At 53.1% G+C, this 22,180-nt stretch carries 19 protein-coding genes and 1 pseudogene; 12 read left to right on the top strand and 8 right to left on the bottom strand.

From position 1 onward, the window contains the following. Nucleotides 1-123: 123 nt before the first annotated feature. Nucleotides 124-441, bottom strand: coding sequence for a phage holin, lambda family (locus ETA_RS18525; protein WP_042959224.1), 318 nt, complete (start codon nt 439-441; stop codon nt 124-126). Between the two features lie 115 nt (nt 442-556). Then, entirely contained in the window at nt 557-1,804 is a 1,248-nt protein-coding gene (locus ETA_RS18520; protein ID WP_012443133.1) for a glycoside hydrolase family 68 protein, read from the bottom strand. Between the two features lie 380 nt (nt 1,805-2,184). On the opposite strand from ETA_RS18520, the gene ETA_RS19525 reads away from it, so the two are divergent. The 8 genes from ETA_RS19525 (at nt 2,185) to ETA_RS18480 (ending at nt 10,144) form a co-directional block, all read left to right on the top strand. Continuing rightward, nucleotides 2,185-2,349, top strand: a complete 165-nt coding sequence (locus ETA_RS19525) for an ogr/Delta-like zinc finger family protein (protein ID WP_012443132.1) — start codon at nt 2,185-2,187, stop codon at nt 2,347-2,349. 634 nt (nt 2,350-2,983) lie between these two features. Next, nucleotides 2,984-4,024, top strand: coding sequence for a phosphate ABC transporter substrate-binding protein PstS (gene pstS / locus ETA_RS18510; protein ID WP_012443131.1), 1,041 nt, complete (start codon nt 2,984-2,986; stop codon nt 4,022-4,024). A 97-nt stretch (nt 4,025-4,121) separates the two neighbouring features. Further along, nucleotides 4,122-5,084, top strand: coding sequence for a phosphate ABC transporter permease PstC (pstC, locus tag ETA_RS18505; protein WP_012443130.1), 963 nt, complete (start codon nt 4,122-4,124; stop codon nt 5,082-5,084). Continuing rightward, nucleotides 5,081-5,968: a phosphate ABC transporter permease PstA gene (pstA, locus tag ETA_RS18500; RefSeq protein WP_012443129.1), complete on the top strand. Its 888-nt coding sequence runs from the start codon at nt 5,081-5,083 to the stop codon at nt 5,966-5,968. Before pstC ends, pstA begins: the two co-directional genes overlap by 4 nt. A gap of 43 nt (nt 5,969-6,011) precedes the next feature. Beyond that, nucleotides 6,012-6,782 (top strand): phosphate ABC transporter ATP-binding protein PstB, encoded by a 771-nt coding sequence (pstB, locus tag ETA_RS18495; RefSeq protein WP_012443128.1) that lies wholly within the window; start codon nt 6,012-6,014, stop codon nt 6,780-6,782. A 17-nt stretch (nt 6,783-6,799) separates the two neighbouring features. Next, entirely contained in the window at nt 6,800-7,534 is a 735-nt protein-coding gene (gene phoU, locus ETA_RS18490) for a phosphate signaling complex protein PhoU (protein WP_012443127.1), read from the top strand. Nucleotides 7,535-8,261: 727 nt separating this feature from the next. Beyond that, complete coding sequence (locus ETA_RS18485) at nt 8,262-8,549, top strand: IS1 family transposase (RefSeq protein ID WP_042959222.1); 288 nt, start codon at nt 8,262-8,264, stop codon at nt 8,547-8,549. Between the two features lie 281 nt (nt 8,550-8,830). After that, the gene (locus ETA_RS18480; RefSeq protein WP_012443126.1) at nt 8,831-10,144 is read left to right on the top strand and encodes an NCS2 family permease; all 1,314 of its coding nucleotides are present in this window, start codon (nt 8,831-8,833) and stop codon (nt 10,142-10,144) included. Between the two features lie 30 nt (nt 10,145-10,174). On the opposite strand, the gene ETA_RS18475 is transcribed toward ETA_RS18480, so the two are convergent. The 6 genes and pseudogenes from ETA_RS18475 to rpmH form a co-directional block, all read right to left on the bottom strand. Next, complete coding sequence (locus ETA_RS18475; protein ID WP_042959221.1) at nt 10,175-10,918, bottom strand: 4'-phosphopantetheinyl transferase family protein; 744 nt, start codon at nt 10,916-10,918, stop codon at nt 10,175-10,177. A 155-nt stretch (nt 10,919-11,073) separates the two neighbouring features. Beyond that, complete coding sequence (mnmE, locus tag ETA_RS18470) at nt 11,074-12,438, bottom strand: tRNA uridine-5-carboxymethylaminomethyl(34) synthesis GTPase MnmE (RefSeq protein WP_012443124.1); 1,365 nt, start codon at nt 12,436-12,438, stop codon at nt 11,074-11,076. An 87-nt stretch (nt 12,439-12,525) separates the two neighbouring features. Continuing rightward, nucleotides 12,526-14,172 carry a membrane protein insertase YidC gene (gene yidC / locus ETA_RS18465; protein ID WP_012443123.1) on the bottom strand — a complete coding sequence of 549 codons (1,647 nt, stop codon included), beginning with the start codon at nt 14,170-14,172 and terminating at the stop codon, nt 12,526-12,528. A 2-nt stretch (nt 14,173-14,174) separates the two neighbouring features. Beyond that, nucleotides 14,175-14,433, bottom strand: a pseudogene (gene yidD, locus ETA_RS19520) (membrane protein insertion efficiency factor YidD). Then, a complete protein-coding gene (gene rnpA / locus ETA_RS19515) occupies nt 14,397-14,756 on the bottom strand; it encodes a ribonuclease P protein component (RefSeq protein WP_004161182.1) in 360 nt (119 codons plus the stop codon). Before rnpA ends, yidD begins: the two are co-directional and overlap by 37 nt. Nucleotides 14,757-14,773: 17 nt before the next feature. Beyond that, the gene (rpmH, locus tag ETA_RS18455) at nt 14,774-14,914 is read right to left on the bottom strand and encodes a 50S ribosomal protein L34 (RefSeq protein ID WP_003023858.1); all 141 of its coding nucleotides are present in this window, start codon (nt 14,912-14,914) and stop codon (nt 14,774-14,776) included. Between the two features lie 627 nt (nt 14,915-15,541). On the opposite strand from rpmH, the gene dnaA reads away from it, so the two are divergent. From dnaA to gyrB, 4 genes are all read left to right on the top strand, one after another. Continuing rightward, entirely contained in the window at nt 15,542-16,933 is a 1,392-nt protein-coding gene (gene dnaA / locus ETA_RS18450) for a chromosomal replication initiator protein DnaA (protein WP_012443122.1), read from the top strand. A 2-nt stretch (nt 16,934-16,935) separates the two neighbouring features. Then, nucleotides 16,936-18,036 (top strand): DNA polymerase III subunit beta, encoded by a 1,101-nt coding sequence (dnaN, locus tag ETA_RS18445; RefSeq protein ID WP_012443121.1) that lies wholly within the window; start codon nt 16,936-16,938, stop codon nt 18,034-18,036. Nucleotides 18,037-18,223: 187 nt separating this feature from the next. Then, nucleotides 18,224-19,309: a DNA replication/repair protein RecF gene (recF, locus tag ETA_RS18440; protein ID WP_012443120.1), complete on the top strand. Its 1,086-nt coding sequence runs from the start codon at nt 18,224-18,226 to the stop codon at nt 19,307-19,309. A 17-nt stretch (nt 19,310-19,326) separates the two neighbouring features. Beyond that, nucleotides 19,327-21,735: a DNA topoisomerase (ATP-hydrolyzing) subunit B gene (gene gyrB / locus ETA_RS18435; RefSeq protein WP_012443119.1), complete on the top strand. Its 2,409-nt coding sequence runs from the start codon at nt 19,327-19,329 to the stop codon at nt 21,733-21,735. The last annotated feature ends 445 nt before the right edge of the window (nt 21,736-22,180 follow it).

Here is a 22,180-nt window from a genome sequence, read left to right as displayed (position 1 = left end):
AGGTGTCAATGATACCCGGGGAGGGGGAGATGCCAAAGGGATTTAGGAGCGCTATTCAGGCCTGGCTGAAAATTCTGCAATCGGTGGTATGGACTACTAATAACATCGTTTAAATCGTTATTTTTACTTTTTGTTGATTCGCGAGCTAAGGTACAGAGACAGGTAGTTGCTGATTTTTTTCACGCCAACAAACCCAATAAATCCACCGATAGCCACCGTCATACTTTGTGGAATATGGAAGAAATTCATTGCTGAAACGGTCGTGAGTGTTAACGCTCCACACAATAACCCTTCTATAATCGTTTTCCCTTGAGATTCACCGGAGTATTTCATGCGCAGGATGGCCATGCCAACAGCCATTAATACCCCACCGATGGGAACGTCGCCACGCCACCATGACTTCACGACCTCTAAAACATTAATATTTAACCAGTACATCATATAAACTCCCGGAAAAAGACGAAATATCATAACGAAGTAAAGAGATACTGTGCCTGATATAACTCTCTGATGAAGATGTCAGCCAGCGTTAACTGACCGACATCGATTTATCGCGTTATTTTAAAATAATGTCCTTCATTGCCGGGATATAGCCATAGTCAAAGCTATCAACAACAAAGGAACGGTCGCCTTTCAACAGAATTTTCACGGTCGGTGCTTCAGTACCGCCAATACGGAATTTTTCCCCCTCCCACGGCACGCTATCAATAAAGGACGTCACCAATCCATTAGGCATCACATAATGTGAATAGGTCTGGAAAGGTTGTGAGGAAGGATTGCCTAAAACAAGGCCGGAGCTGTTCATCGGGGTATATGGGCCGGTGAGCTGATTGCTCACAAAGCCATACACGCCATCAGGGCCGGTCAGGTTGTCGGCAAAAGTGTACTTATGGCTGATGGTGAACAGATAGTATTTACCCTCCTGGAAGACAAAGTGCGGGCGTTCGGTCTGATCGTTTACGCCAACGGCGGTGATTAGCGGAGGCAGGATCTCCCACTCATCGCCCGATAAGTCTTTAGCAACAGCCAGACCAATACAGCCAACCTGATATCTTGCGCCACCGACATTTTCATAGCCTGGCGGCACGCTACCCATGTCTTCCTGGGTAATTTCATGCGTTCCTCGCGACCCCGCCACGTTTCCTTCAAACAGCATATATAATTTGCCATCATTTTTATCGATAAAGGGGCTGGGGTCACGGAAGTTCCAGTAGGCATTCTGTTCTTCCGTCTGGTAAATTTTACCATCAGCAGAGAAAAGTGATTTAACATGCTGGAAACCTTCCAGGCTCACACCCTCATCAGACGTCACAATTTTACCGCGCACTTTGGCAATCGTTGCACCAGGAGTGACACAGGTGTAATAAAGGTCAATATCACCTTCATCATTTAAAAGGATCGGGGTTCCGGCCCATTCACGAGTCGTCGGTGAGACACCTTCAGCCATAACCCGACCGCCAAAGATCCAGTCTTTACCGGTGCGTGAGTACCAATAACAAATACGTGCACGGCCGTGCCTGTCTTCCCAGTCACGCTTAATATCGTAGTTCCCATTTTCATCCTGGAAATCTGGATTATTCGTATTGCGATCCGCCGTCAGCGTAAATATAACGCACCAGCCGTTTACCGAGACAATATCACCGTCGAAGTCACGCAGTGGCATGGTATCCCAAATAAACACCTCTTCGCTCATTACTGGAAATGCAACATCAACAAGAGGTTGAGTTGTGGTTGGATCATCTGAATGCACTTTCAACGCATCGGCACGAGTCCACGGAGTGGGTTTGTAATTAAAGTTAGACATAGATTACCTCATCAGTTTTTTTAAATGCCTTCTCATTGAAGGTGCTTATATTAATAACCTTTTAATTATTGAAATCACGTTTGTTATGTTGTGTGGTTTTTAAGACATAATATTTGTGTCAAACGCATAGGATTGACGCTTGTGAGCGTGACGTGGCTTTTGTTAAGTGTTGGTGGGTATATTATTAATAACGAGGTAGAGTTCGGATAATTTGTTGTACCATGAGTTAAACATCTTTTCGCTATAGACTGATGATAAATCTTTTAGATGTTTAACAAATAATGATAGGGGCGGTAAATGAAAAGGATTGACTGGATGGTGTTTTATTATGAAATCATCGGTACTGCACGACGTTGCGCTGGGCTTTCGGAGAGACGCTTATGATGCGCTGTCCATTTTGTAATAACTCTGCACATACAAGAACCAGTCGTTATATTTCCGGGCAAACGAAAGAGGCGTATTATCAGTGCCAGAATATAAGATGCTCATGTACGTTCAAAACGATAGAAAGTATTGCTAAGGTCCTGAGGAAGCCGGCATCTTAAATTTTCTGGCCGCCAACCGGGCCTTTTAGTCACCCACAACGGATAGGTACAATATTGATAAACCAGAGTTACAGCACCCTACATTTCAGCTTCAGTCTTTCACGACCGTCACCGGCCTCCGCGTCAGTATATCTATCAGTAGGTTGAATAATAGCAGGAGTATTAAAGGATTATTGATGTTGGGCCTGTGCCACAACGGTAAGAAGACAGAGGGATAAATAATCCTGTAAGAATAACGCTTTATTTTTACTGAATTTTCGCCCCGCCGGGGGACTGTATTTCTATAAGTGAGCCTTTACCTGGCAGAATTTACTCTACTCTAAATAAGAGAGTCGATGGTGGTGGTGATCATAGCCATTGTTGGCACGCAGGGCGTTTTTGGGCTTAAGGCCATTGACGGAAAGGACGGCGCTGCAACGTTTTATAGGCAAGGATTTTTGTCAGCAGGGCAACACGCTGTCTCAACCGCGGGCGCAGGCTCACTGCCGGTGGGAAAGCTTGGGGTCGCTTGTCATAAATCTGTCATATTACCGACATTTTACTGTCACCTAACTGTCCTATTTTGCCTTCAGCAGCAATAATTAATCATACGAACACGGTAACCAGCCTGACTTTATTATCCCGTGGAGGGAATATGACTTCGATGCACAAAACTCTGGCTCAATGCGTTGCACTCACTCTTTCTCTGAGCGCCGCCTCTGCGATGGCGGCGACTAATCTGACCGGTGCTGGCGGCACCTTCCCGGCCCCGGTTTATAACAAGTGGGCGGCAGAGTACAACACCGCCACGGGCAGTCAGGTTAACTATCAGGGTATCGGCTCTTCCGGCGGCGTGAAGCAAATCATTGCTAAAACCGTCGACTTCGGTGCGTCAGATGCCCCGATGAAAGAAGAAGACTTAGCTAAAAATGGCCTGTTCCAGTTTCCAACGGTGATCGGTGGAGTGGTGCTGGCGGTGAATATCCCCGGTATAAAATCTGGTGAGCTGACGCTGGATGGTAAAACCGTGGGTGATATCTACCTCGGTACGATCAAGAAATGGAACGATCCGGCGATTGCCAAACTTAACCCTGGCGTGAAGCTGCCTGATTCAAATATCAACGTGGTGCGCCGCGCTGATGGTTCCGGTACGTCATTTGTCTTTACCAGCTATCTGTCCAAAGTGAACGAAGACTGGAGCAGCAAAGTCGGGAAAGGCAGTACCGTGAACTGGCCGGTAGGCCTGGGCGGTAAGGGGAACGACGGCGTGGCCGCGTTCGTACAGCGTCTGCCGGGCTCAATCGGTTATGTCGAATACGCTTATGCGAAGCAGAACAGCCTTGCTTACACCAAGCTGGTTGATGCCGACGGCAAGGCGATTTCACCAAGTGAAAAAAGCTTCAGCGATGCGGCTAAAGGCGCTGACTGGAGCACCTCGTTTGCCCAGGATCTGACCTACCAGAAAGGTGACAATGCGTGGCCAATCACCTCGACCACCTTCATCCTGGTGCATAAAGAGCAGGCCAATGCAGAGAAAGGCGCAGCGGTGCTGAAGTTCTTTGACTGGGGTTACAAAAACGGCGGCAAAACCACGACGGCTCTCGACTATGCGTCACTGCCGGATTCAGTGGTAGAGCAGATCCGCGCCGCCTGGAAATCCAACGTGAAAGACAGCTCAGGTAACGCGTTGTACTAATTGCTTAATACGCCACCTCTGAAGTGGCGCAGGTAATCCGTGCGGGCAAGGTAAGCCTTGCCCGCGATGTATCAGCTGTAATCGACTCGAGAATTCTATGGCTGCAACCAAGCCGACATTCAAGGCTCCCGGAAAACAGGGTGACATCATCTTCAGCGCGCTGGTAAAACTGGCTGCGCTGATTGTGCTGTTGCTGCTCGGTGGCATCATCGTTTCCCTGCTTTTCTCCTCATGGCCGAGCATCCATAAATTCGGCTTCTCGTTTCTGTGGAATAAAGAGTGGGATGCGCCGAACGAACAGTTTGGTGCACTGGTGCCAATCTACGGCACCGTCGTGACCTCCATTATTGCGCTGCTTATCGCCGTTCCGGTCAGTTTTGGCATCGCCCTGTTCCTGACCGAACTGGCCCCTGGCTGGCTGCGCCGTCCGCTGGGCGTGGCCATCGAACTGCTGGCGGCGATCCCCAGCATCGTTTACGGCATGTGGGGGCTGTTTATCTTTGCTCCGCTGTTTGCCACCTGGTTCCAGCAGCCGGTTAGCGATGTGCTGGCCAACGTGCCAATTGTTGGCGCATTGTTCTCCGGCCCGGCTTTTGGTATCGGCATTCTCGCCGCCGGGATTATCCTGGCGATTATGATTATTCCCTATATCGCTTCGGTCATGCGTGACGTATTTGAACAGACGCCGGTCATGATGAAGGAGTCGGCCTACGGCATAGGTTGCACCACCTGGGAAGTTATCTGGCGGATCGTCCTGCCGTTCACCAAAAATGGGGTGATTGGCGGGATTATGCTGGGGCTGGGGCGTGCGCTGGGTGAAACCATGGCCGTCACCTTTATTATCGGTAACACCTACCAGCTCGACAGCGCCTCGCTGTTTATGCCTGGCAACAGCATCACCTCGGCGTTGGCCAACGAATTTGCTGAAGCCGAGTCCGGCGTGCATACCGCCGCGCTGATGGAGCTGGGGCTGATCCTGTTTGTCATTACCTTTATCGTGTTGGCCTGTTCCAAACTGATGATCCTGCGCCTGGCGAAAAGTGAAGGAGCGCGTTCATGACCCCCGTTGAACTGCAGGCGCACAGCGCGCTGCTCGCCTCGCGCCGCAAGATGCAGGCATGGCGGCGGATGAAAAACCGCATTGCCCTCACGCTGTCATTACTGACGATGGCCTTCGGCCTGTTCTGGCTGGTGTGGATCCTGTTTTCTACCGTAACGCGCGGCATGGATGGGATGTCGCTGGCACTGTTTACCGAAAACACGCCGCCGCCGAATACGGCGGGCGGCGGCCTGGCCAATGCCCTGGCGGGCAGCGGACTGCTGATCTTCTGGGCGACCGCGGTCGGTACGCCGCTTGGTATTATGGCTGGCATTTACCTGGCCGAATACGGGCGTAAGTCCTGGCTGGCTGAAACGATCAGATTTATCAACGACATACTGCTTTCGGCACCGTCGATCGTGGTTGGGCTGTTTGTTTACACCGTGGTGGTGGCCCAGATGCAGCACTTTTCCGGCTGGGCGGGGATGATCGCGCTGGCGCTGCTACAGATCCCGATTGTGATCCGCACCACTGAAAATATGCTGAAACTGGTCCCGGACAGCCTGCGCGAAGCGGCCTACGCGCTGGGAACGCCGAAATGGAAGATGATTTCGGCCATTACCCTGAAAGCATCGGTCTCCGGTATTCTGACCGGCGTGCTGCTCGCGATAGCGCGTATTGCCGGGGAAACGGCTCCGCTGCTGTTTACCTCGCTGTCGAATCAGTTCTGGAGCACTGACATGATGCAGCCGCTGGCCAACCTGCCGGTGACCATCTTCAAGTTCGCCATGAGCCCGTTTGCCGAATGGCAAAGTCTGGCCTGGGCGGGCGTGCTGATTATTACTCTGTGCGTGCTGTTACTGAATATTCTGGCACGCGTTGTCTTCGCCAAAAGCAAACATTAATTGAGCCGTGCAGCGCAGACGGCGCGGACTAAGTGAGATAAAAATGGTTGATAATACTTCCGCACAGACAATTCAGGTTCGCAATTTGAATTTCTATTACGGAAAATTCCATGCGCTTAAAAACATCAATCTGGATATTGCCAAAAACCAGGTGACGGCGTTTATCGGGCCATCCGGCTGTGGAAAATCCACCCTGTTGCGCACCTTTAACAAGATGTTTTCGCTGTATCCCGATCAGCGGGCGGAAGGCGAGATACTGCTGGATGGCGAAAATATTTTGACCGCCAGCCAGGACATTGCTCTGCTGCGCGCGCGCGTGGGGATGGTCTTCCAGAAGCCAACGCCATTTCCGATGTCGATTTACGACAATATTGCTTTCGGCGTGCGTCTGTTTGAAAAGCTGTCGCGTGCCGATATGGACGAACGTGTGCAGTGGGCACTCACCAAAGCGGCGCTGTGGATGGAAACCAAAGATAAGCTGCATCAGAGCGGTTACAGTCTTTCCGGCGGCCAGCAGCAGCGTCTTTGCATCGCGCGCGGTATCGCCATTCGCCCGGAAGTGCTGCTGCTGGATGAGCCCTGTTCGGCGCTCGACCCGATTTCAACCGGGCGTATTGAGGAGCTGATTACCGAACTGAAACAGGATTACACGGTGGTGATCGTGACTCATAATATGCAGCAGGCAGCTCGCTGCTCCGACCGCACGGCGTTTATGTATCTCGGTGAACTGATTGAGTACAGCGAGACCGATACGCTGTTTACCACACCACAACAGAAGCAGACTGAAGACTATATCACCGGCCGCTACGGTTGATATGGCTGGAGAAAACAATGGATAGCCTGAATCTGAACAAACACATCTCCGGCCAGTTCAATGCCGAGCTGGAGCACATCCGCACCCAGGTTATGACGATGGGCGGCATGGTAGAACAGCAGTTAACGGACGCGATCGTCGCAATGCACAATCAGGATGCAGAGCTGGCCAATAAGGTGATCGAGGGTGACCAGAAGGTCAATATGATGGAAGTGGAGATTGATGAAGCCTGCGTGCGTATCATCGCCAAGCGTCAACCCGCGGCCAGCGACCTGCGTCTGGTCATGGCGATCATCAAAACCATCTCTGAACTGGAGCGCATTGGCGACGTGGCCGAGAAAATTAGCCGCACCGCGCTGGAGAAGTTTTCCCAGCAGCATCAGCCCCTGCTGGTGAGCCTGGAGTCACTGGGGCATCATACCATTCAGATGCTGCATGACGTGCTGGATGCGTTCGCACGTATGGATCTTAACGCGGCGATTGAGATTTACCGCGAGGATAGAAAGGTTGATCAGGAGTACGAGGGCATTGTTCGCCAGCTGATGACCTATATGATGGAAGATCCACGGACCATTCCAAGCGTGCTGACGGCTCTGTTTTGCGCCCGCGCCATCGAGCGTATTGGCGACCGTTGTCAGAATATCTGTGAGATTATTTTCTACTTTATTAAAGGCCACGATTTCCGTCACGTCGGCGGCGACCAGCTGGATAAACTGCTGGCCGGTGACGGCAACGGCAGTAACCCCGCCTGACCTCTCTCTGGCGTGCTGACTCTGCGGCACGCCCTGTTTTGCCAACCCCTCTGCCGCTAAGCGCCTCACTGGCTGGTGACCTGGTCGCCGCTCCTCCTGTGCAGCACCTGTCGGCATCGGAAAGTTCTAACTGTTCATCGCCGCGATCCCTCGTCATATTTAACCCGTCATACGGGTGCCTGATGGATATAAAGCCTGCTCACTCGTGGAAAAATCGGCCTTAAATATAAAGTGATAAAGGTATTTCTCGTTTTTCTTCGTGATTATTTGACGCAGAAAGACGGTTATACCTGACGGGCCGTGGGCGGAAATAAAATAATCGCATTATTTTTATATGCGACCTTTTGTTTTGAATAAAAATGGCATTCGAGGTTTTTTTATTTATTCATATCCTGAATTTTTATTTAACTCTGACTAACCCACTCTCTCGACCTTCCTCTCTTTTTTTATTTTTTACAATAAGTGAAGATATGGTTATTATTGTAAAATATTGTTATTTACAGCAAAGCTTATATCTTTCAACACCGATTATGACCTGTTGCCGATAATTTTTTGCGCGCCGGGGTTGGCAAAGTGTCTCATTTTTATCATTCCTGCGCGGGATTGAATGATGATTAATTGTTTTAACTTAATGTATTTAATGCCTTTTTTCTATTAGAGCCGTGAATTAAGGATGTGTTCATGCTGTTTTTTTTATCTTTAACGTTTCGTACCAGGAGTGATTTTTATGATTATGGGAGATATTTCCTGCCCGCGTTGTAGGGAAAAAAACAGGATACGTCGTAATGGGCGTTCCGCTTCAGGAATACAACGCTACCGCTGTCAGGGCTGTCTGAAAACCTTTCAACTTCATTTCTACTATGCAGGTTCCAGACCTGACATGCAGAGAACGATAAATGAGATGACGAATGAAGGTTTAGAACAGAGAGATATTGCGCGTACGCTCGGCGTGAGTCTTGAAACCGTTCTGCGGCATCTGAAAGATATTAAACAGAATAACGCGGGATCTGAATAAGGCAATCCAGCGTAAATTCAGCCAAGGCCGGCGTACCGGCCTGTCCGCTCTGTTTGTCAGATGCCTTCCCGTTTTTCATCCCTGCTATTGGCCATATCTTCTCTGCAACCGGGGTATACGGGGCTCGGCCTGCGGCCTGAAACGCGGATCATATCGGGTGACAGGGTTAAGGGCGCGCGAAGCGCAATCGGTTGCGAAAAAACCGGGTTATCAACATCCCAAAACCGTATTAATGAGTTAGGATAACCGCCGATAACTTTTCTCCGTATTGGAATCACACAATGACTAATCCCGGTCTGTTACAACGGATTTTTAAACTACAGGAACATGGCACCACCGTGCGTACCGAGGTGATTGCCGGATTTACCACTTTTCTAACGATGGTGTATATCGTCTTCGTGAATCCGCAAATCCTCGGCGTAGCGGGCATGGATACTCAGGCGGTATTTGTCACAACCTGCCTGATCGCCGCTTTCGGCAGCATTCTGATGGGGCTGGTGGCAAACCTGCCCGTTGCGTTGGCTCCGGCAATGGGGCTGAACGCCTTCTTCGCTTTTGTTGTGGTTGGGGCGATGGGAATTTCCTGGCAGATTGGAATGGGTGCCATCTTCTGGGGGGCCGTAGGCCTGCTGCTGCTCACGCTGTTTCGCGTGCGTTACTGGATGATCGCCAACATTCCCTTAAGCCTGCGTGTGGGGATCACGGCCGGTATTGGTCTGTTTATCGCCCTGATGGGGCTGAAGAATACCGGCATTATCGTGCCAAGCGAAGCCACGCTGGTCACCATCGGTAACCTGACGTCACACAGCGTGCTGCTCGGCGCGCTGGGCTTCTTTATTATCGCCGTGCTGGCATCACGCAATATTCATGCGGCGGTGCTGGTATCGATTGTTGTGACAACGGCGATTGGACTGGCCATTGGCGATGTTAAGTTCACCGGCGTTTTCTCCGCGCCGCCTGCCGTCACGTCGGTGATAGGCCAAGTTAACCTGAAGGATTCCCTGAATGTCGGCATGGCCGGTATCATCTTCTCCTTTATGCTGGTTAACCTGTTCGACTCATCAGGCACGCTGATTGGCGTAACGGATAAAGCCGGCCTGAGTGATGAAAAAGGCACGTTCCCGCGCATGAAACAGGCGCTGTATGTCGACAGTATCAGCTCTGTGGCGGGTTCATTGATCGGAACGTCTTCGGTGACGGCCTATATCGAAAGTTCTTCCGGCGTATCTATCGGCGGCCGCACTGGCCTGATGGCGGTCGTGACCGGCCTGCTTTTCCTGCTGGTGATGTTCCTTTCTCCACTGGCCGCTATGGTGCCTGCCTATGCGGCGGCTGGCGCGCTGATCTACGTTGGGGTGCTGATGACGTCAAGCCTGTCGCGCGTGAAATGGGACGATCTGACCGAAGCGGTGCCAGCCTTTGTCACTGCGGTGATGATGCCGTTCAGCTTTTCAATTACAGAAGGTATCGCATTGGGCTTCATCTCTTATTGTGTGATGAAGCTGGGTACCGGGCGCTGGCGTGAAATCAGCCCCTGTGTCGTGGTGGTGGCGCTGCTTTTTGTTGCGAAGATAGTGTTTGTTGACGCACATTAATTCGTACGGGTGGTTACGCCACCCGTATTCTCAGGAGTGATGTATCTGCCTTTCTGCGGGCAGGCTGGTCAGGCGCAGCGTGCAAGGCCCCATATTTTTGGCATGCAGGTTAATCTCTCGCAGTGACTCCAGGGCGTCATCTTCGTGATATTCCCACAACTTTAGTCGGTCATTTCCTGGCGAAAGCGCACAGGACCAGACCAGTAGGGGCTCAACGTCACAGAGCGCCTGAATATCCTGCCTGGTGACGGAGCGTAGCCTGCCAGACGCTGGATGCAGTTGAAGTGAGCCTTCACTATTAATTCCTTCGTCGGTCAGTTTGAGAATGCTTTGGCGCAGGGTCCAGAGTTGAGTTGAGGCCTCAATGGCATCATTCTGCGCGTGGATCCACGCCTTTTCCCCCGAAGAGAGATACTCAAAGTGGCTTTCCAGCGTTTGCCGACTGTGCGCCCGAACCATCTCGATATCCAGCCCAACGTGTTCTGCTTCCTCGGCTAACAGTACCCCAACCACATTACCGGCATAGGCGAAGCTGAAATCAGGTAGGTCAGGATCGGAAAAACGTGGGCGGCCGTTGCTGCTGGCAATCATGCCGGGAAGTTTCGGAATGCCATAGATTTTGAACATCAGTTCAGCGAGTAGGGTGCGGGCCGCCAGAAAACGCGCGCGCCGCCTTTCGTTAAAAATTGAAGCGTATTCAATGACCTGCTGAGGTATTCGGTGGACCTTAGGCCTGCTTTGGGCGAGTGCCCAGCGTGCAAAATGACTTGCCATCTGTCGCTCCATGAAAATGGTCGGGTAATCATTCCTGTAATTGTAGGAATTTCCCTAATATTTTTCATCTGGATTCCATTTATTGGCGCAATTTCAGATTTTAGACATTCCACTATTTTTTTTGCCGGTAGGATTGTGTTCTCCCACCGGCATGATTATTTTCCAATACAGAAGCTGGAGAAAATCCGCCCCAGCAGATCGTCGGAGCTAAACTCGCCGGTGATCTCACTGAGCGCCTGCTGCGCCAGACGCAGTTCTTCCGCCAGTAACTCTCCCGCCCAGGCGGCCAGCAGCTGGTGTTTTCCCTGCTCCAGGTGAGTGGCCGCTAACTCAAGAGCCTGAAGATGGCGGCGGCGGGCGAGAAAACCGCCTTCCATATTGCCGGAAAAGCCCATGCTCGATTTTAAATGGTCGCGCAGGTTTTCAATGCCTTCGCCGGTGCGTGCCGACAGGCGAATAAGTGAGTGACCATTTACTTCTTCAACGCCCCTTGTCTCACCTGTGATATCCGCCTTATTGCGTACCACGGTAACCGGTAATGACTCTGGCAGCCGGGCAATAAAGTCTGGCCAAATCTCTGCCGGGTTTGTGGCCTCCGTGGTGGTTCCATCGACCATAAACAGCACATGATCCGCCTGTTCAATCTCATGCCATGCACGCTCAATGCCAATACGTTCGACCTCATCGCTGGCCTCGCGCAGTCCGGCGGTATCAATGATATGCAGCGGCATTCCGTCAATATGGATATGTTCACGCAGCACGTCACGCGTGGTGCCGGCAATATCGGTCACAATGGCCGCTTCGCGTCCGGCGAGGGCGTTCAGCAGGCTGGATTTACCGGCATTTGGCCGCCCGGCGATCACCACCTTCATCCCTTCACGCAGCAGGCTCCCCTGGCGTGCTTCGCTGCGCACCTCAGCGAGGTTGTGAATGACCTGGTGAAGTTGCGCCTCTATTTTGCCATCCGACAGGAAGTCGATTTCTTCATCTGGAAAGTCGATCGCAGCTTCTACATATATCCGCAGGTGAGTAAGTGCTTCCACAAGATGGTTAACGCGGGTGGAAAAGACGCCCTGTAAGGAGTTGACCGCTGAACGTGCCGCCTGCTCTGAACTGGCATCGATCAGGTCGGCAATTGCCTCCGCCTGGGCCAGATCCAGCTTGTCATTCAGGAAGGCGCGTTCGGAGAACTCACCAGGATTGGCGATGCGCAGTCCGGGTAGCGACAGGATGCGCTTCAGCAGCAGGTCGAGGATCACCGGCCCTCCATGGCCCTGGAATTCCAGCACGTCTTCACCAGTAAAGGAATTCGGGCCGGGAAACCACAGCGCAATTCCCTGATCGAGGGTGCTACCGTCCGCGTCGCGGAACGGCAGATAATCGGCGTAACGTGGTTTTGGCAGTTTACCCAGCAGAAGCTGCGCAACCTCGGCCGCCTTGCTGCCGGAAACACGCAGGATGCCGACGCCGCCACGGCCCGGCGGGGTCGCCTGGGCGACGATGGTATCGCTATGGTTCATGTTGAATTCTCTTTTATGCAAAAAAATAAGGCGGTCAACTGACCGCCTTATGATAGACATCGTGCCTTATTTTAGCACGGACTGAAATTACGCCTTTTTCTTGTCGCGGCTGTGCAGGCCACGTTTTTCCAGCCCGCGGTAAATCAGCTGCTGCTGGAGGATCGTGACCAGGTTACTGACGATGTAGTACAGCACCAGTCCTGACGGGAACCACAGGAAGAAGACGGTGAAAATCACCGGCATAAAGGTCATGATCTTCTGCTGCATCGGGTCGGTCACTGTGGTCGGAGACATCTTCTGAATGAAGAACATCGTCACGCCCATCAGGATCGGCAGGATGTAGTACGGGTCTTGTGCAGCAAGGTCATGGATCCACAGCGCGAACGGCGCATGGCGCAGCTCCACCGAGCCCATCAGCATGTAATACAGGGCCAGGAAGATAGGCATCTGGATAACCAGCGGCAGACAGCCACCCAGCGGGTTGACCTTCTCTGCCTTGTACAGCGCCATCATTTCCTGGCTCATACGCTGCTTATCATCACCTAAACGCTCACGCATTGCCTGAATCTTGGGCTGCAGCATGCGCATTTTTGCCATTGAGGTGTACTGCGCTTTGGTCAGCGGGTACATGATGCCGCGCACGATAAAGGTGATAACGATAATTGAGAAGCCCCAGTTACCGATAAAGCCATGCAGGAATTTCAGCAGCTTAAACAGCGGCTGCGAGATAAACCATAGCCAGCCATAATCCACGGTCAGATCAAGATGTGGCGCAACCGCCGCCATTTTGTCCTGAATTTCAGGTCCAACCCACAGCGTAGCTGCCAGCTGCTGCTGGGAACCTGCGGCGACGATCACCGGTGCAGATTTATAACCGATAGCGGCAACACCGTTACCCAGATTGCTGGTATAAAGGGTGTTGCTGCCCGCCGTCTGCGGGACCCATGCGGTGGCGAAATACTGCTGTAGCATCGCTACCCAACCATTGTTAGTGGTGGTGCTGAGATTTTCGTTATCGCGGATGGTATCGAATTTGTACTTCTCGTAGTTGGTTTCGCTGCTGGAGTAAGCCGCACCACGGAAGGTATGCAGGGCAAAATTGCTGCTGCCGGTATCGCGATGCTTCGGCAGGTCAATTGTCTGCTTCAGCTGACCAAACATCGACACTTCCAGCGGCTGCTGGGTGGTGTTGTTGATCTGATAATCGACGCCGATAGCATATTCACCGCGCTTCAGGACGAAAGTCTTGGTGTAGGTGACGCCATTTTCTGCGGTAAAGGTCAGCGGGATACGCAGCTCGCCCTGCCCATTGGCAAGCTCGAAATGATCCTGACCGCTGGTGTAAAGAGGGCGTGCGCCGTTAGCCGGGTTATCCGGGCCGTTACGCCCTGTCAGGCCGCTCTGCGCCTGATAGAGGAAGCCTGGAGTGGATTCCAGCAGCAGGAAAGGCTGGTCTGAACCCAGTTTATCCGGGTAGGTCAGCAGCTGTGCCTGATCGATGTCGCCACCGCGCGTATTAATGTTTAAAGACAGGACATCAGTCTTAACGGTGATCGTTTTGCCCTGTCCGCTGGCAGGTACACCCTGATTGACGGCATCACCTGCTGCGCTGGTCGTGTTCTGTGTGGTCTGGGTTTGCAGTGGCTGCGGAGCGTTATCCGTCTGCCAGGCTTGCCAGATCATAAAGGACACGAACAGAAAAGCGATGAGGAAGAGATTGCGTTGCGAATCCATCGTTAATGTTCTCTGGTATCAATGGTTGTGTGGCGGCACCGGGTCGTCGCCACCCGGGTTCAAAGGGTGGCATTTTAATATGCGTTTCATCGCCAACCAACTCCCTTTTACTATCCCAAACCGACGCAACGCCTCGATAGCGTATTGCGAACAGCTGGGATGAAAACGGCAGTGGGGTCCTAACAGCGGGCTGATAACGCGTTGATAGACGCGTACCAGCCCGATTAAGAGCCGCGAGCCAAGCGACAATGGCGACGCCATAATTTCTCCAACGCTTCCGTCAGTGCATGGTTATCCAGCTCACCAATGCCCTTTTTTGCAACGATCACAAAGTCCATCGCCGGAAGTTCATGCTGACGCAGGCGGAAACTTTCTCGGGTCAATCGCTTGATCCGATTGCGTTCATGCGCACGTTTAACATGTTTTTTCGCGACGGTAAGACCGATGCGGGGATGCCCCAGCGCGTTCAGGCGGCCGAGAATGGTGATTTGCGGCGTGCCAGCCCGTTGTGGCTGCTGGAAGACGAAAGTGAAGTGAGTGGGAGTTAACAAACGTAACTCCCTGGGAAATGCGAGCTTAACCACTCAGCGGTTAGCTTTTATTACTTAGAAACGGTCAGACGAGAACGGCCTTTAGCACGACGACGTGCCAGAACCTGACGACCATTTTTATTTGCCATACGAGCACGGAAACCGTGTGAACGGTTACGCTTCAGTACGGACGGTTGAAAAGTGCGTTTCATGGCGATTTCTACCTAAACTTGAAAAATTTCACTTGTGACGCGTATCTGGCCCGAAAAAAAGACCGACGCCTCAGTGTGTCTTTAATAAAGAGGCGGGATTGTAATAATTGTACAGTCCAGAGTCAATTTACTTCGCGTGCAAAGCGCGTCTTGATTGCCCGTAGTGAACCTAAAAATCATCCAAAAGGGCTATGGCGCACATGCCGGGGCAAGAATTATACGGCGTCCGCTAAAAATCGCAAGGATCGCGCAGGATCTTAACGCGATCCGTCGACGTCATATTGTCCATCTTAGCGAGCCGAGCCGATTGATTTCACAAATTGCGGACGATGCGGAGTGCCTTTTGCACAAGGTGGCGTAAACTTATCCTCAGGATCCGCACCTGTGGATAAATTGGATCAAAACTGTGTAGAAAGTGAAGATCTCTGTCGCGCTTTACGCTATGATCCGCCCTTCCGCTAGAGATCCTCCGGGTCGATCGTTCTCGAAAGCATGAAAGATATCGGGCACGGGCGGAGTAACCGCGGATAGCGGTTCGCATGCGTCTCTTCGGCATGCGTCAACAATGATGAAATTATCGCTTCAGTACCTTTGTTACTTATCGAACTTTTTCGAGTGGAGTCCGCCGTGTCACTTACGCTTTGGCAACAGTGTCTTGCCCGCCTGCAGGATGAACTACCTGCCACCGAATTCAGCATGTGGATACGCCCCTTGCAGGCCGAGCTGAACGACAATACGCTGGCCTTGTATGCACCAAACCGTTTTGTGCTCGACTGGGTTCGAGATAAATACCTCAATAACATCAATGCGTTGCTAAATGAGTTCTGCGGGGCGAACGTGCCTTTGCTGCGCTTTGAAGTGGGCAGCAAGCCCGTGGCTCAGGCGATCAGTCAGCCGGTAATGGTCAGCGCACATGCCAGCGCACCCGGCGTGGTGAGCCGCCCGGCACCCACTCGCCCGAGCTGGGATAACGTGCCGGCATTGGCAGAGCTTTCCTACCGCTCAAACGTCAATACCAAACATAATTTCGACAACTTTGTTGAGGGTAAATCAAACCAGCTGGCGCGTGCGGCGGCACGTCAGGTGGCCGATAACCCCGGCGGGGCGTATAACCCCCTGTTCCTTTATGGCGGTACGGGCCTGGGTAAAACTCACCTGTTACATGCGGTGGGGAACGGGATCATGGCGCGTAAACCCAACGCGAAAGTGGTGTATATGCACTCCGAGCGTTTCGTGCAGGATATGGTTAAGGCGCTGCAGAACAACGCGATCGAAGAGTTTAAACGCTACTATCGCTCGGTTGATGCGCTGCTAATCGATGATATTCAGTTCTTTGCTAATAAAGAGCGCTCGCAGGAAGAATTTTTCCACACCTTCAACGCCCTGCTTGAAGGTAATCAGCAGATCATCCTGACCTCGGATCGTTACCCGAAAGAGATCAACGGGGTTGAAGATCGCCTGAAATCGCGCTTCGGTTGGGGATTGACGGTCGCGATCGAGCCGCCGGAGCTGGAAACTCGCGTAGCGATCCTGATGAAGAAAGCCGATGAAAATGACATTCGCCTGCCGGGCGAAGTGGCTTTCTTTATTGCCAAACGTCTGCGTTCAAACGTACGCGAGCTGGAAGGGGCGCTGAACCGGGTGATCGCCAATGCCAACTTCACCGGCCGTGCGATTACTATCGATTTCGTGCGTGAAGCGCTACGTGACCTGCTGGCGTTGCAGGAGAAGCTGGTGACCATCGATAATATTCAAAAGACGGTGGCTGAATATTATAAAATTAAGGTGGCCGACCTGCTGTCGAAGCGCCGTTCGCGTTCGGTGGCCCGTCCGCGCCAGATGGCGATGGCGATGGCAAAAGAATTGACCAACCACAGTCTGCCGGAAATCGGTGATGCTTTTGGGGGTCGTGATCATACCACGGTGCTACATGCCTGCCGTAAAATCGAGCAGCTGCGTGAAGAGAGTCACGACATTAAAGAAGATTTCTCAAATCTAATCAGAACATTATCTTCCTGACTATGAAATTTACTGTAGAACGTGAGCTTTTACTCAAACCATTACAGCAGGTAAGCAGCCCGCTGGGTGGCCGTCCAACGCTGCCGATCCTCGGCAACCTGTTGTTACAGGTAACGGAAGGCACCCTGTTGCTGACCGGTACCGATCTGGAAATGGAAATGGTGGCGCGCGTTGCGCTAACGCAGGATCATGAGCCGGGTGCGACCACCGTGCCCGCGCGCAAGTTCTTTGATATCTGCCGTGGCCTGCCGGAAGGGGCAGAAATTGCGGTGATACTGGAGGGCGAAAGAATGCTGGTGCGCTCAGGCCGCAGCCGTTTCTCTCTGTCTACCCTGCCAGCCAGCGATTTTCCGAATCTTGATGACTGGCAGAGCGAGGTTGAGTTCACCTTGCCGCAGGCCACCATGAAGCGCCTGATCGAAGCCACCCAGTTTTCTATGGCCCATCAGGACGTGCGTTACTACCTGAACGGGATGCTGTTTGAAACCGAAGGTGATGAGCTACGCACCGTGGCCACCGACGGTCATCGCCTGGCGGTATGCTCCATGCCGGTCGGCCAGTCGTTGCCGAGCCATTCGGTGATCGTGCCGCGTAAAGGCGTCATTGAGCTGGTGCGACTGCTGGACGGCGGTGACAGCCTGTTGCAGGTACAGATCGGTAGCAATAATATCCGTGCTCATGTGGGTGACTTTATCTTCACTTCCAAGCTGGTGGATGGTCGTTTCCCTGATTATCGCCGCGTATTGCCGAAGAACCCGGATAAGACCCTCGATGCCAGCTGCGATCTGCTGAAGCAGGCCTTTTCCCGTGCGGCGATCCTCTCAAACGAGAAGTTCCGCGGCGTTCGTCTGTACGTGAGCGAAAATCAGCTGAAAATTACCGCTAATAACCCGGAGCAGGAAGAGGCGGAAGAGATGCTGGACGTCACTTATGGTGGCACCGACCTCGAAATAGGCTTTAACGTCAGCTATGTTCTGGACGTGTTAAACGCGTTGAAGTGCGAAAACGTGCGTCTGCTGCTGACCGATTCCGTCTCCAGCGTGCAGATTGAAGATGCGGCCAGTCAGTCTGCCGCCTATGTCGTTATGCCGATGAGGTTGTAATTTATCGGGCTAACGTGCTTGCCATTTTGGGATTGGGCAGTGCCCAAAATCCTCACGTACTTTGTGTACGCTGTGGTTTTTGCGCGCTGGCCGCACCCAAACTGCCTGCACCGTTGACGCCCTGGTTTATCGTCAAGAAAAGACAGGGCGATGCCGCATCATCGCCTGTTTTGGGATTTCCTCCGCTATGGCTTTAACCCGCCTGCTTATCAAAGACTTCCGTAATATCGAAAACGCGGACCTGGCGCTGGCTCCGGGGTTTAACTTCCTGGTCGGGCCAAACGGCAGTGGCAAAACCAGCGTGCTGGAAGCGATTTATACTCTCGGCCACGGCCGTGCGTTTCGCAGCTTGCAGGCCGGTCGGGTGATCCGCCATGACCAGGACGCCTTTGTCCTGCACGGGCGTATCGCCACTGCCGAACGTGAAATTTCCGTTGGGCTGACGAAAAATCGCGCCGGTGACAGTAAGGTACGCATTGACGGCAGCGACGGTCATAAAGTGGCCGAGCTGGCGCAGATGTTGCCCATGCAGCTGATTACGCCGGAGGGGTTCACCCTGCTGAACGGCGGACCCAAATATCGCCGGGCCTACATCGACTGGGGCTGTTTTCACAACGAGCCGGGTTTTTTTCACGCCTGGAGCAATCTGCGTCGGCTGCTGAAGCAGCGAAACGCCGCGCTGCGCCAGGTTTCGCGCTACCAGCAGATCCGCGCCTGGGACCAGGAGCTGGCTCCGCTGGCCGAGCAGATCAGCCAGTGGCGTGCAGCCTACAGCGAAGCCATTGCGGCGGATATCAGCGCCACCTGTGCGCAGTTCCTGCCCGAATTTCAGCTGAGCTTCTCCTTCCAGCGCGGCTGGGACAAAGAGAGTCATTACGCTGAGCTGTTGGAACGCAACTTCGAGCGCGACCGCGCGCTCACCTACACCGCCAGCGGCCCGCACAAAGCGGATTTCCGCATTCGTGCAGAGGGCACGCCGGTGGAAGATTTGCTGTCACGCGGCCAGTTAAAGCTGCTGATGTGCGCCCTGAGGCTGGCGCAGGGTGAGTTTCTCACCCGACAGAACGGGCAACGTTGCCTGTATCTGATAGATGATTTTGCCTCTGAGCTGGATGAGACACGCCGCCACCTGCTGGCAGCGCGTTTAAAAGCCACTCAGGCCCAGGTTTTTGTCAGTGCCATTGCCGCGGAGCACGTCTTCGACATGACTGACGAAAAGGGCAAGATGTTCCACGTAGAACAAGGTAAAATAGCGGTTCAACCTGAAGATTAAACGAGCGAGAAAAGTTGATGTCGAATTCTTATGACTCCTCCAGTATCAAAGTTCTCAAGGGGCTGGATGCGGTACGCAAGCGCCCGGGTATGTACATCGGCGATACGGATGACGGCACCGGTCTGCATCACATGGTATTTGAGGTCGTGGATAACGCCATTGACGAAGCCCTCGCCGGTCACTGCTCCGATATTCTTGTGACTATTCATGCCGATAACTCTGTATCGGTACAGGATGATGGCCGTGGTATCCCTACCGGTATTCACGAAGAAGAGGGGATCTCTGCCGCTGAAGTGATCATGACCGTGCTGCATGCCGGCGGTAAGTTTGACGATAACTCTTATAAAGTGTCCGGCGGCCTGCACGGCGTGGGCGTTTCCGTGGTTAACGCCCTGTCGGAAAAACTGGAACTGACCATCCGTCGTGAAGGCAAAGTTCACCAGCAGGTCTACGTTCACGGCGTACCCCAGGCCGCGCTGAATGTCACCGGTGAAACCGACCTGACCGGAACGCGCGTGCGTTTCTGGCCGAGCCACCAGACGTTTACCAACGTTGTCGAATTCGAATACGAGATCCTGGCAAAACGCCTGCGTGAGCTGTCGTTCCTGAACTCCGGCGTCTCCATCAAGCTGGAAGATAAGCGTGACGGTAAGACCGATCATTACCACTATGAAGGCGGTATCAAGGCGTTCGTTGAGTATCTGAACAAAAACAAAACGCCTATCCATCCCAACGCGTTCTATTTCTCCACTGAGAAAGACGGCATTGGCGTGGAAGTGGCCCTGCAATGGAACGACGGTTTCCAGGAAAACATCTACTGCTTTACCAACAATATTCCGCAGCGCGACGGCGGTACGCACCTGGCAGGCTTCCGCGCCGCCATGACCCGTACCCTGAATGCCTACATGGATAAAGAAGGTTACAGCAAGAAGGCCAAAGTGAGCGCCACCGGTGACGATGCGCGTGAAGGTCTGATTGCGGTGGTCTCGGTCAAAGTGCCGGACCCGAAATTCTCCTCACAGACCAAAGATAAGCTGGTCTCCTCTGAGGTGAAGTCGGCGGTTGAACAGCAGATGAATGAACTGCTGGCTGAATACCTGCTGGAGCATCCGGGCGATGCGAAAATCGTGGTTGGAAAAATCATTGATGCGGCCCGTGCGCGTGAAGCGGCACGTCGTGCACGCGAAATGACCCGCCGTAAAGGCGCGCTGGACCTGGCAGGGCTGCCGGGCAAGCTGGCCGACTGCCAGGAACGCGACCCGGCGCTGTCTGAAATCTACCTGGTGGAGGGCGACTCCGCCGGTGGTTCAGCCAAACAGGGCCGCAATCGTAAAAATCAGGCCATCCTGCCGTTGAAGGGTAAAATCCTCAACGTCGAGAAGGCGCGCTTCGATAAGATGCTGGCTTCGCAGGAAGTAGCCACGCTGATCACTGCGCTGGGCTGCGGTATCGGTCGTGACGAATACAACCCGGACAAACTGCGCTATCACAGCATTATCATCATGACCGATGCTGACGTCGACGGCTCGCATATCCGTACCCTGCTGCTGACCTTCTTTTATCGCCAGATGCCGGAAATCATCGAGCGCGGCCACGTCTATATTGCGCAGCCACCGCTGTACAAGGTAAAAAAAGGCAAGCAGGAACAGTACATTAAAGACGACGAGGCGATGGATCAGTACCAAATTGCCATCGCCCTCGACGGTGCCACGCTGCACGCCAATGACAGCGCTCCGGCGCTGGGCGGCAAGCCGCTGGAAGACCTGGTGTCTGAGTTCAACAGCACGCGCAAGATGATCAAACGCATGGAGCGCCGCTATCCGATGGCGCTGCTGAATGCGCTGATTTACCACGCCACGCTGGGTGACGTGTCGGCACAAGCGCCGGTACAGAACTGGCTGGACGGTCTGGTGACGTATCTCAACGATAACGATCAGCACGGCAGCAGCTACAGCGGCATGGTGCGTGAAAACCGCGAACTGCATCTCTTCGAGCCGGTACTGCGCGTGCGTACGCACGGTGTGGATACCGATTATCCGCTGGATAACGAATTTGTTCTCGGCGGTGAATATCGCAAAATCTGCGCGCTTGGCGAGCAGCTGCGTGGCCTGATCGAAGAAGATGCGTATATCGAACGGGGTGAACGCCGCCAGCCGATTGCCAGCTTTGAACAGGCGATTGAGTGGTTAGGCAAAGAGTCGCGCCGTGGCCTGTCGGTTCAGCGCTACAAAGGTCTGGGAGAAATGAACCCGGAGCAGCTGTGGGAAACCACTATGGACCCGGACAGCCGCCGTATGCTGCGCGTGACGATTAAAGACGCCGTTGCGGCCGATCAGCTGTTTACCACGCTGATGGGCGATGCGGTAGAACCTCGTCGCGCCTTTATTGAAGAAAACGCCCTGCGCGCCGCCAATATCGATATCTGATCCCGCTCCAGACAATCCGGCAGCCCCAGCGTTGCCGGATTGCCCCGTTGGTTCCCCGCAGATCGCGTCACTTCAGGTCTGATAAGGTTTACCTCCCCCACGCACTATCTCCCTTCAGTCCCGGCTTTGCTTCCCCTTCGATGGATCTTTTTTCTGCGACAGATCGGGTATGTTACGAAAGGGCAGCTTCCTCACGTCTGTGTTTTTACGTTTTCGTTTATCCCTGACTGTTGGCCAAAAAATGAGAATATCGGCGAGGATGTCCAGTAGCCCATTCATAGCAGAATAACTCCTGTCGATTTTCAGTGACGGATGCTGATAGTAACAGACACAGCGCTCTCTCAATTGAGCGGATGATTGCTGCATCAAGCTTTCGCACACTCCGGCTGGTCAATGTGAACTGAATCGCGCTAGCATGCAGAGATACCGTTAGCTAACGAGGATG

This window comes from Erwinia tasmaniensis Et1/99 (genome assembly GCF_000026185.1).
In the GTDB taxonomy this organism is placed as follows: domain Bacteria; phylum Pseudomonadota; class Gammaproteobacteria; order Enterobacterales; family Enterobacteriaceae; genus Erwinia; species Erwinia tasmaniensis.
This window is presented reverse-complemented; position numbering and strand designations above follow the sequence as displayed.

What these genes read in the sequence shown, in the direction of transcription:
- ETA_RS18525 (WP_042959224.1), bottom strand. Translation starts at nt 441, where the DNA reads ATGATGTACTGGTTAAATATTAATGTTTTAGAGGTCGTGAAGTCATGG.
- ETA_RS18520 (WP_012443133.1), bottom strand. Translation starts at nt 1,804, where the DNA reads ATGTCTAACTTTAATTACAAACCCACTCCGTGGACTCGTGCCGATGCG.
- ETA_RS19525 (WP_012443132.1), top strand. Translation starts at nt 2,185, where the DNA reads ATGATGCGCTGTCCATTTTGTAATAACTCTGCACATACAAGAACCAGT.
- pstS (WP_012443131.1), top strand. Translation starts at nt 2,984, where the DNA reads ATGACTTCGATGCACAAAACTCTGGCTCAATGCGTTGCACTCACTCTT.
- pstC (WP_012443130.1), top strand. Translation starts at nt 4,122, where the DNA reads ATGGCTGCAACCAAGCCGACATTCAAGGCTCCCGGAAAACAGGGTGAC.
- pstA (WP_012443129.1), top strand. Translation starts at nt 5,081, where the DNA reads ATGACCCCCGTTGAACTGCAGGCGCACAGCGCGCTGCTCGCCTCGCGC.
- pstB (WP_012443128.1), top strand. Translation starts at nt 6,012, where the DNA reads ATGGTTGATAATACTTCCGCACAGACAATTCAGGTTCGCAATTTGAAT.
- phoU (WP_012443127.1), top strand. Translation starts at nt 6,800, where the DNA reads ATGGATAGCCTGAATCTGAACAAACACATCTCCGGCCAGTTCAATGCC.
- ETA_RS18485 (WP_042959222.1), top strand. Translation starts at nt 8,262, where the DNA reads ATGATTATGGGAGATATTTCCTGCCCGCGTTGTAGGGAAAAAAACAGG.
- ETA_RS18480 (WP_012443126.1), top strand. Translation starts at nt 8,831, where the DNA reads ATGACTAATCCCGGTCTGTTACAACGGATTTTTAAACTACAGGAACAT.
- ETA_RS18475 (WP_042959221.1), bottom strand. Translation starts at nt 10,918, where the DNA reads ATGGCAAGTCATTTTGCACGCTGGGCACTCGCCCAAAGCAGGCCTAAG.
- mnmE (WP_012443124.1), bottom strand. Translation starts at nt 12,438, where the DNA reads ATGAACCATAGCGATACCATCGTCGCCCAGGCGACCCCGCCGGGCCGT.
- yidC (WP_012443123.1), bottom strand. Translation starts at nt 14,172, where the DNA reads ATGGATTCGCAACGCAATCTCTTCCTCATCGCTTTTCTGTTCGTGTCC.
- rpmH (WP_003023858.1), bottom strand. Translation starts at nt 14,914, where the DNA reads ATGAAACGCACTTTTCAACCGTCCGTACTGAAGCGTAACCGTTCACAC.
- dnaN (WP_012443121.1), top strand. Translation starts at nt 16,936, where the DNA reads ATGAAATTTACTGTAGAACGTGAGCTTTTACTCAAACCATTACAGCAG.
- recF (WP_012443120.1), top strand. Translation starts at nt 18,224, where the DNA reads ATGGCTTTAACCCGCCTGCTTATCAAAGACTTCCGTAATATCGAAAAC.
- gyrB (WP_012443119.1), top strand. Translation starts at nt 19,327, where the DNA reads ATGTCGAATTCTTATGACTCCTCCAGTATCAAAGTTCTCAAGGGGCTG.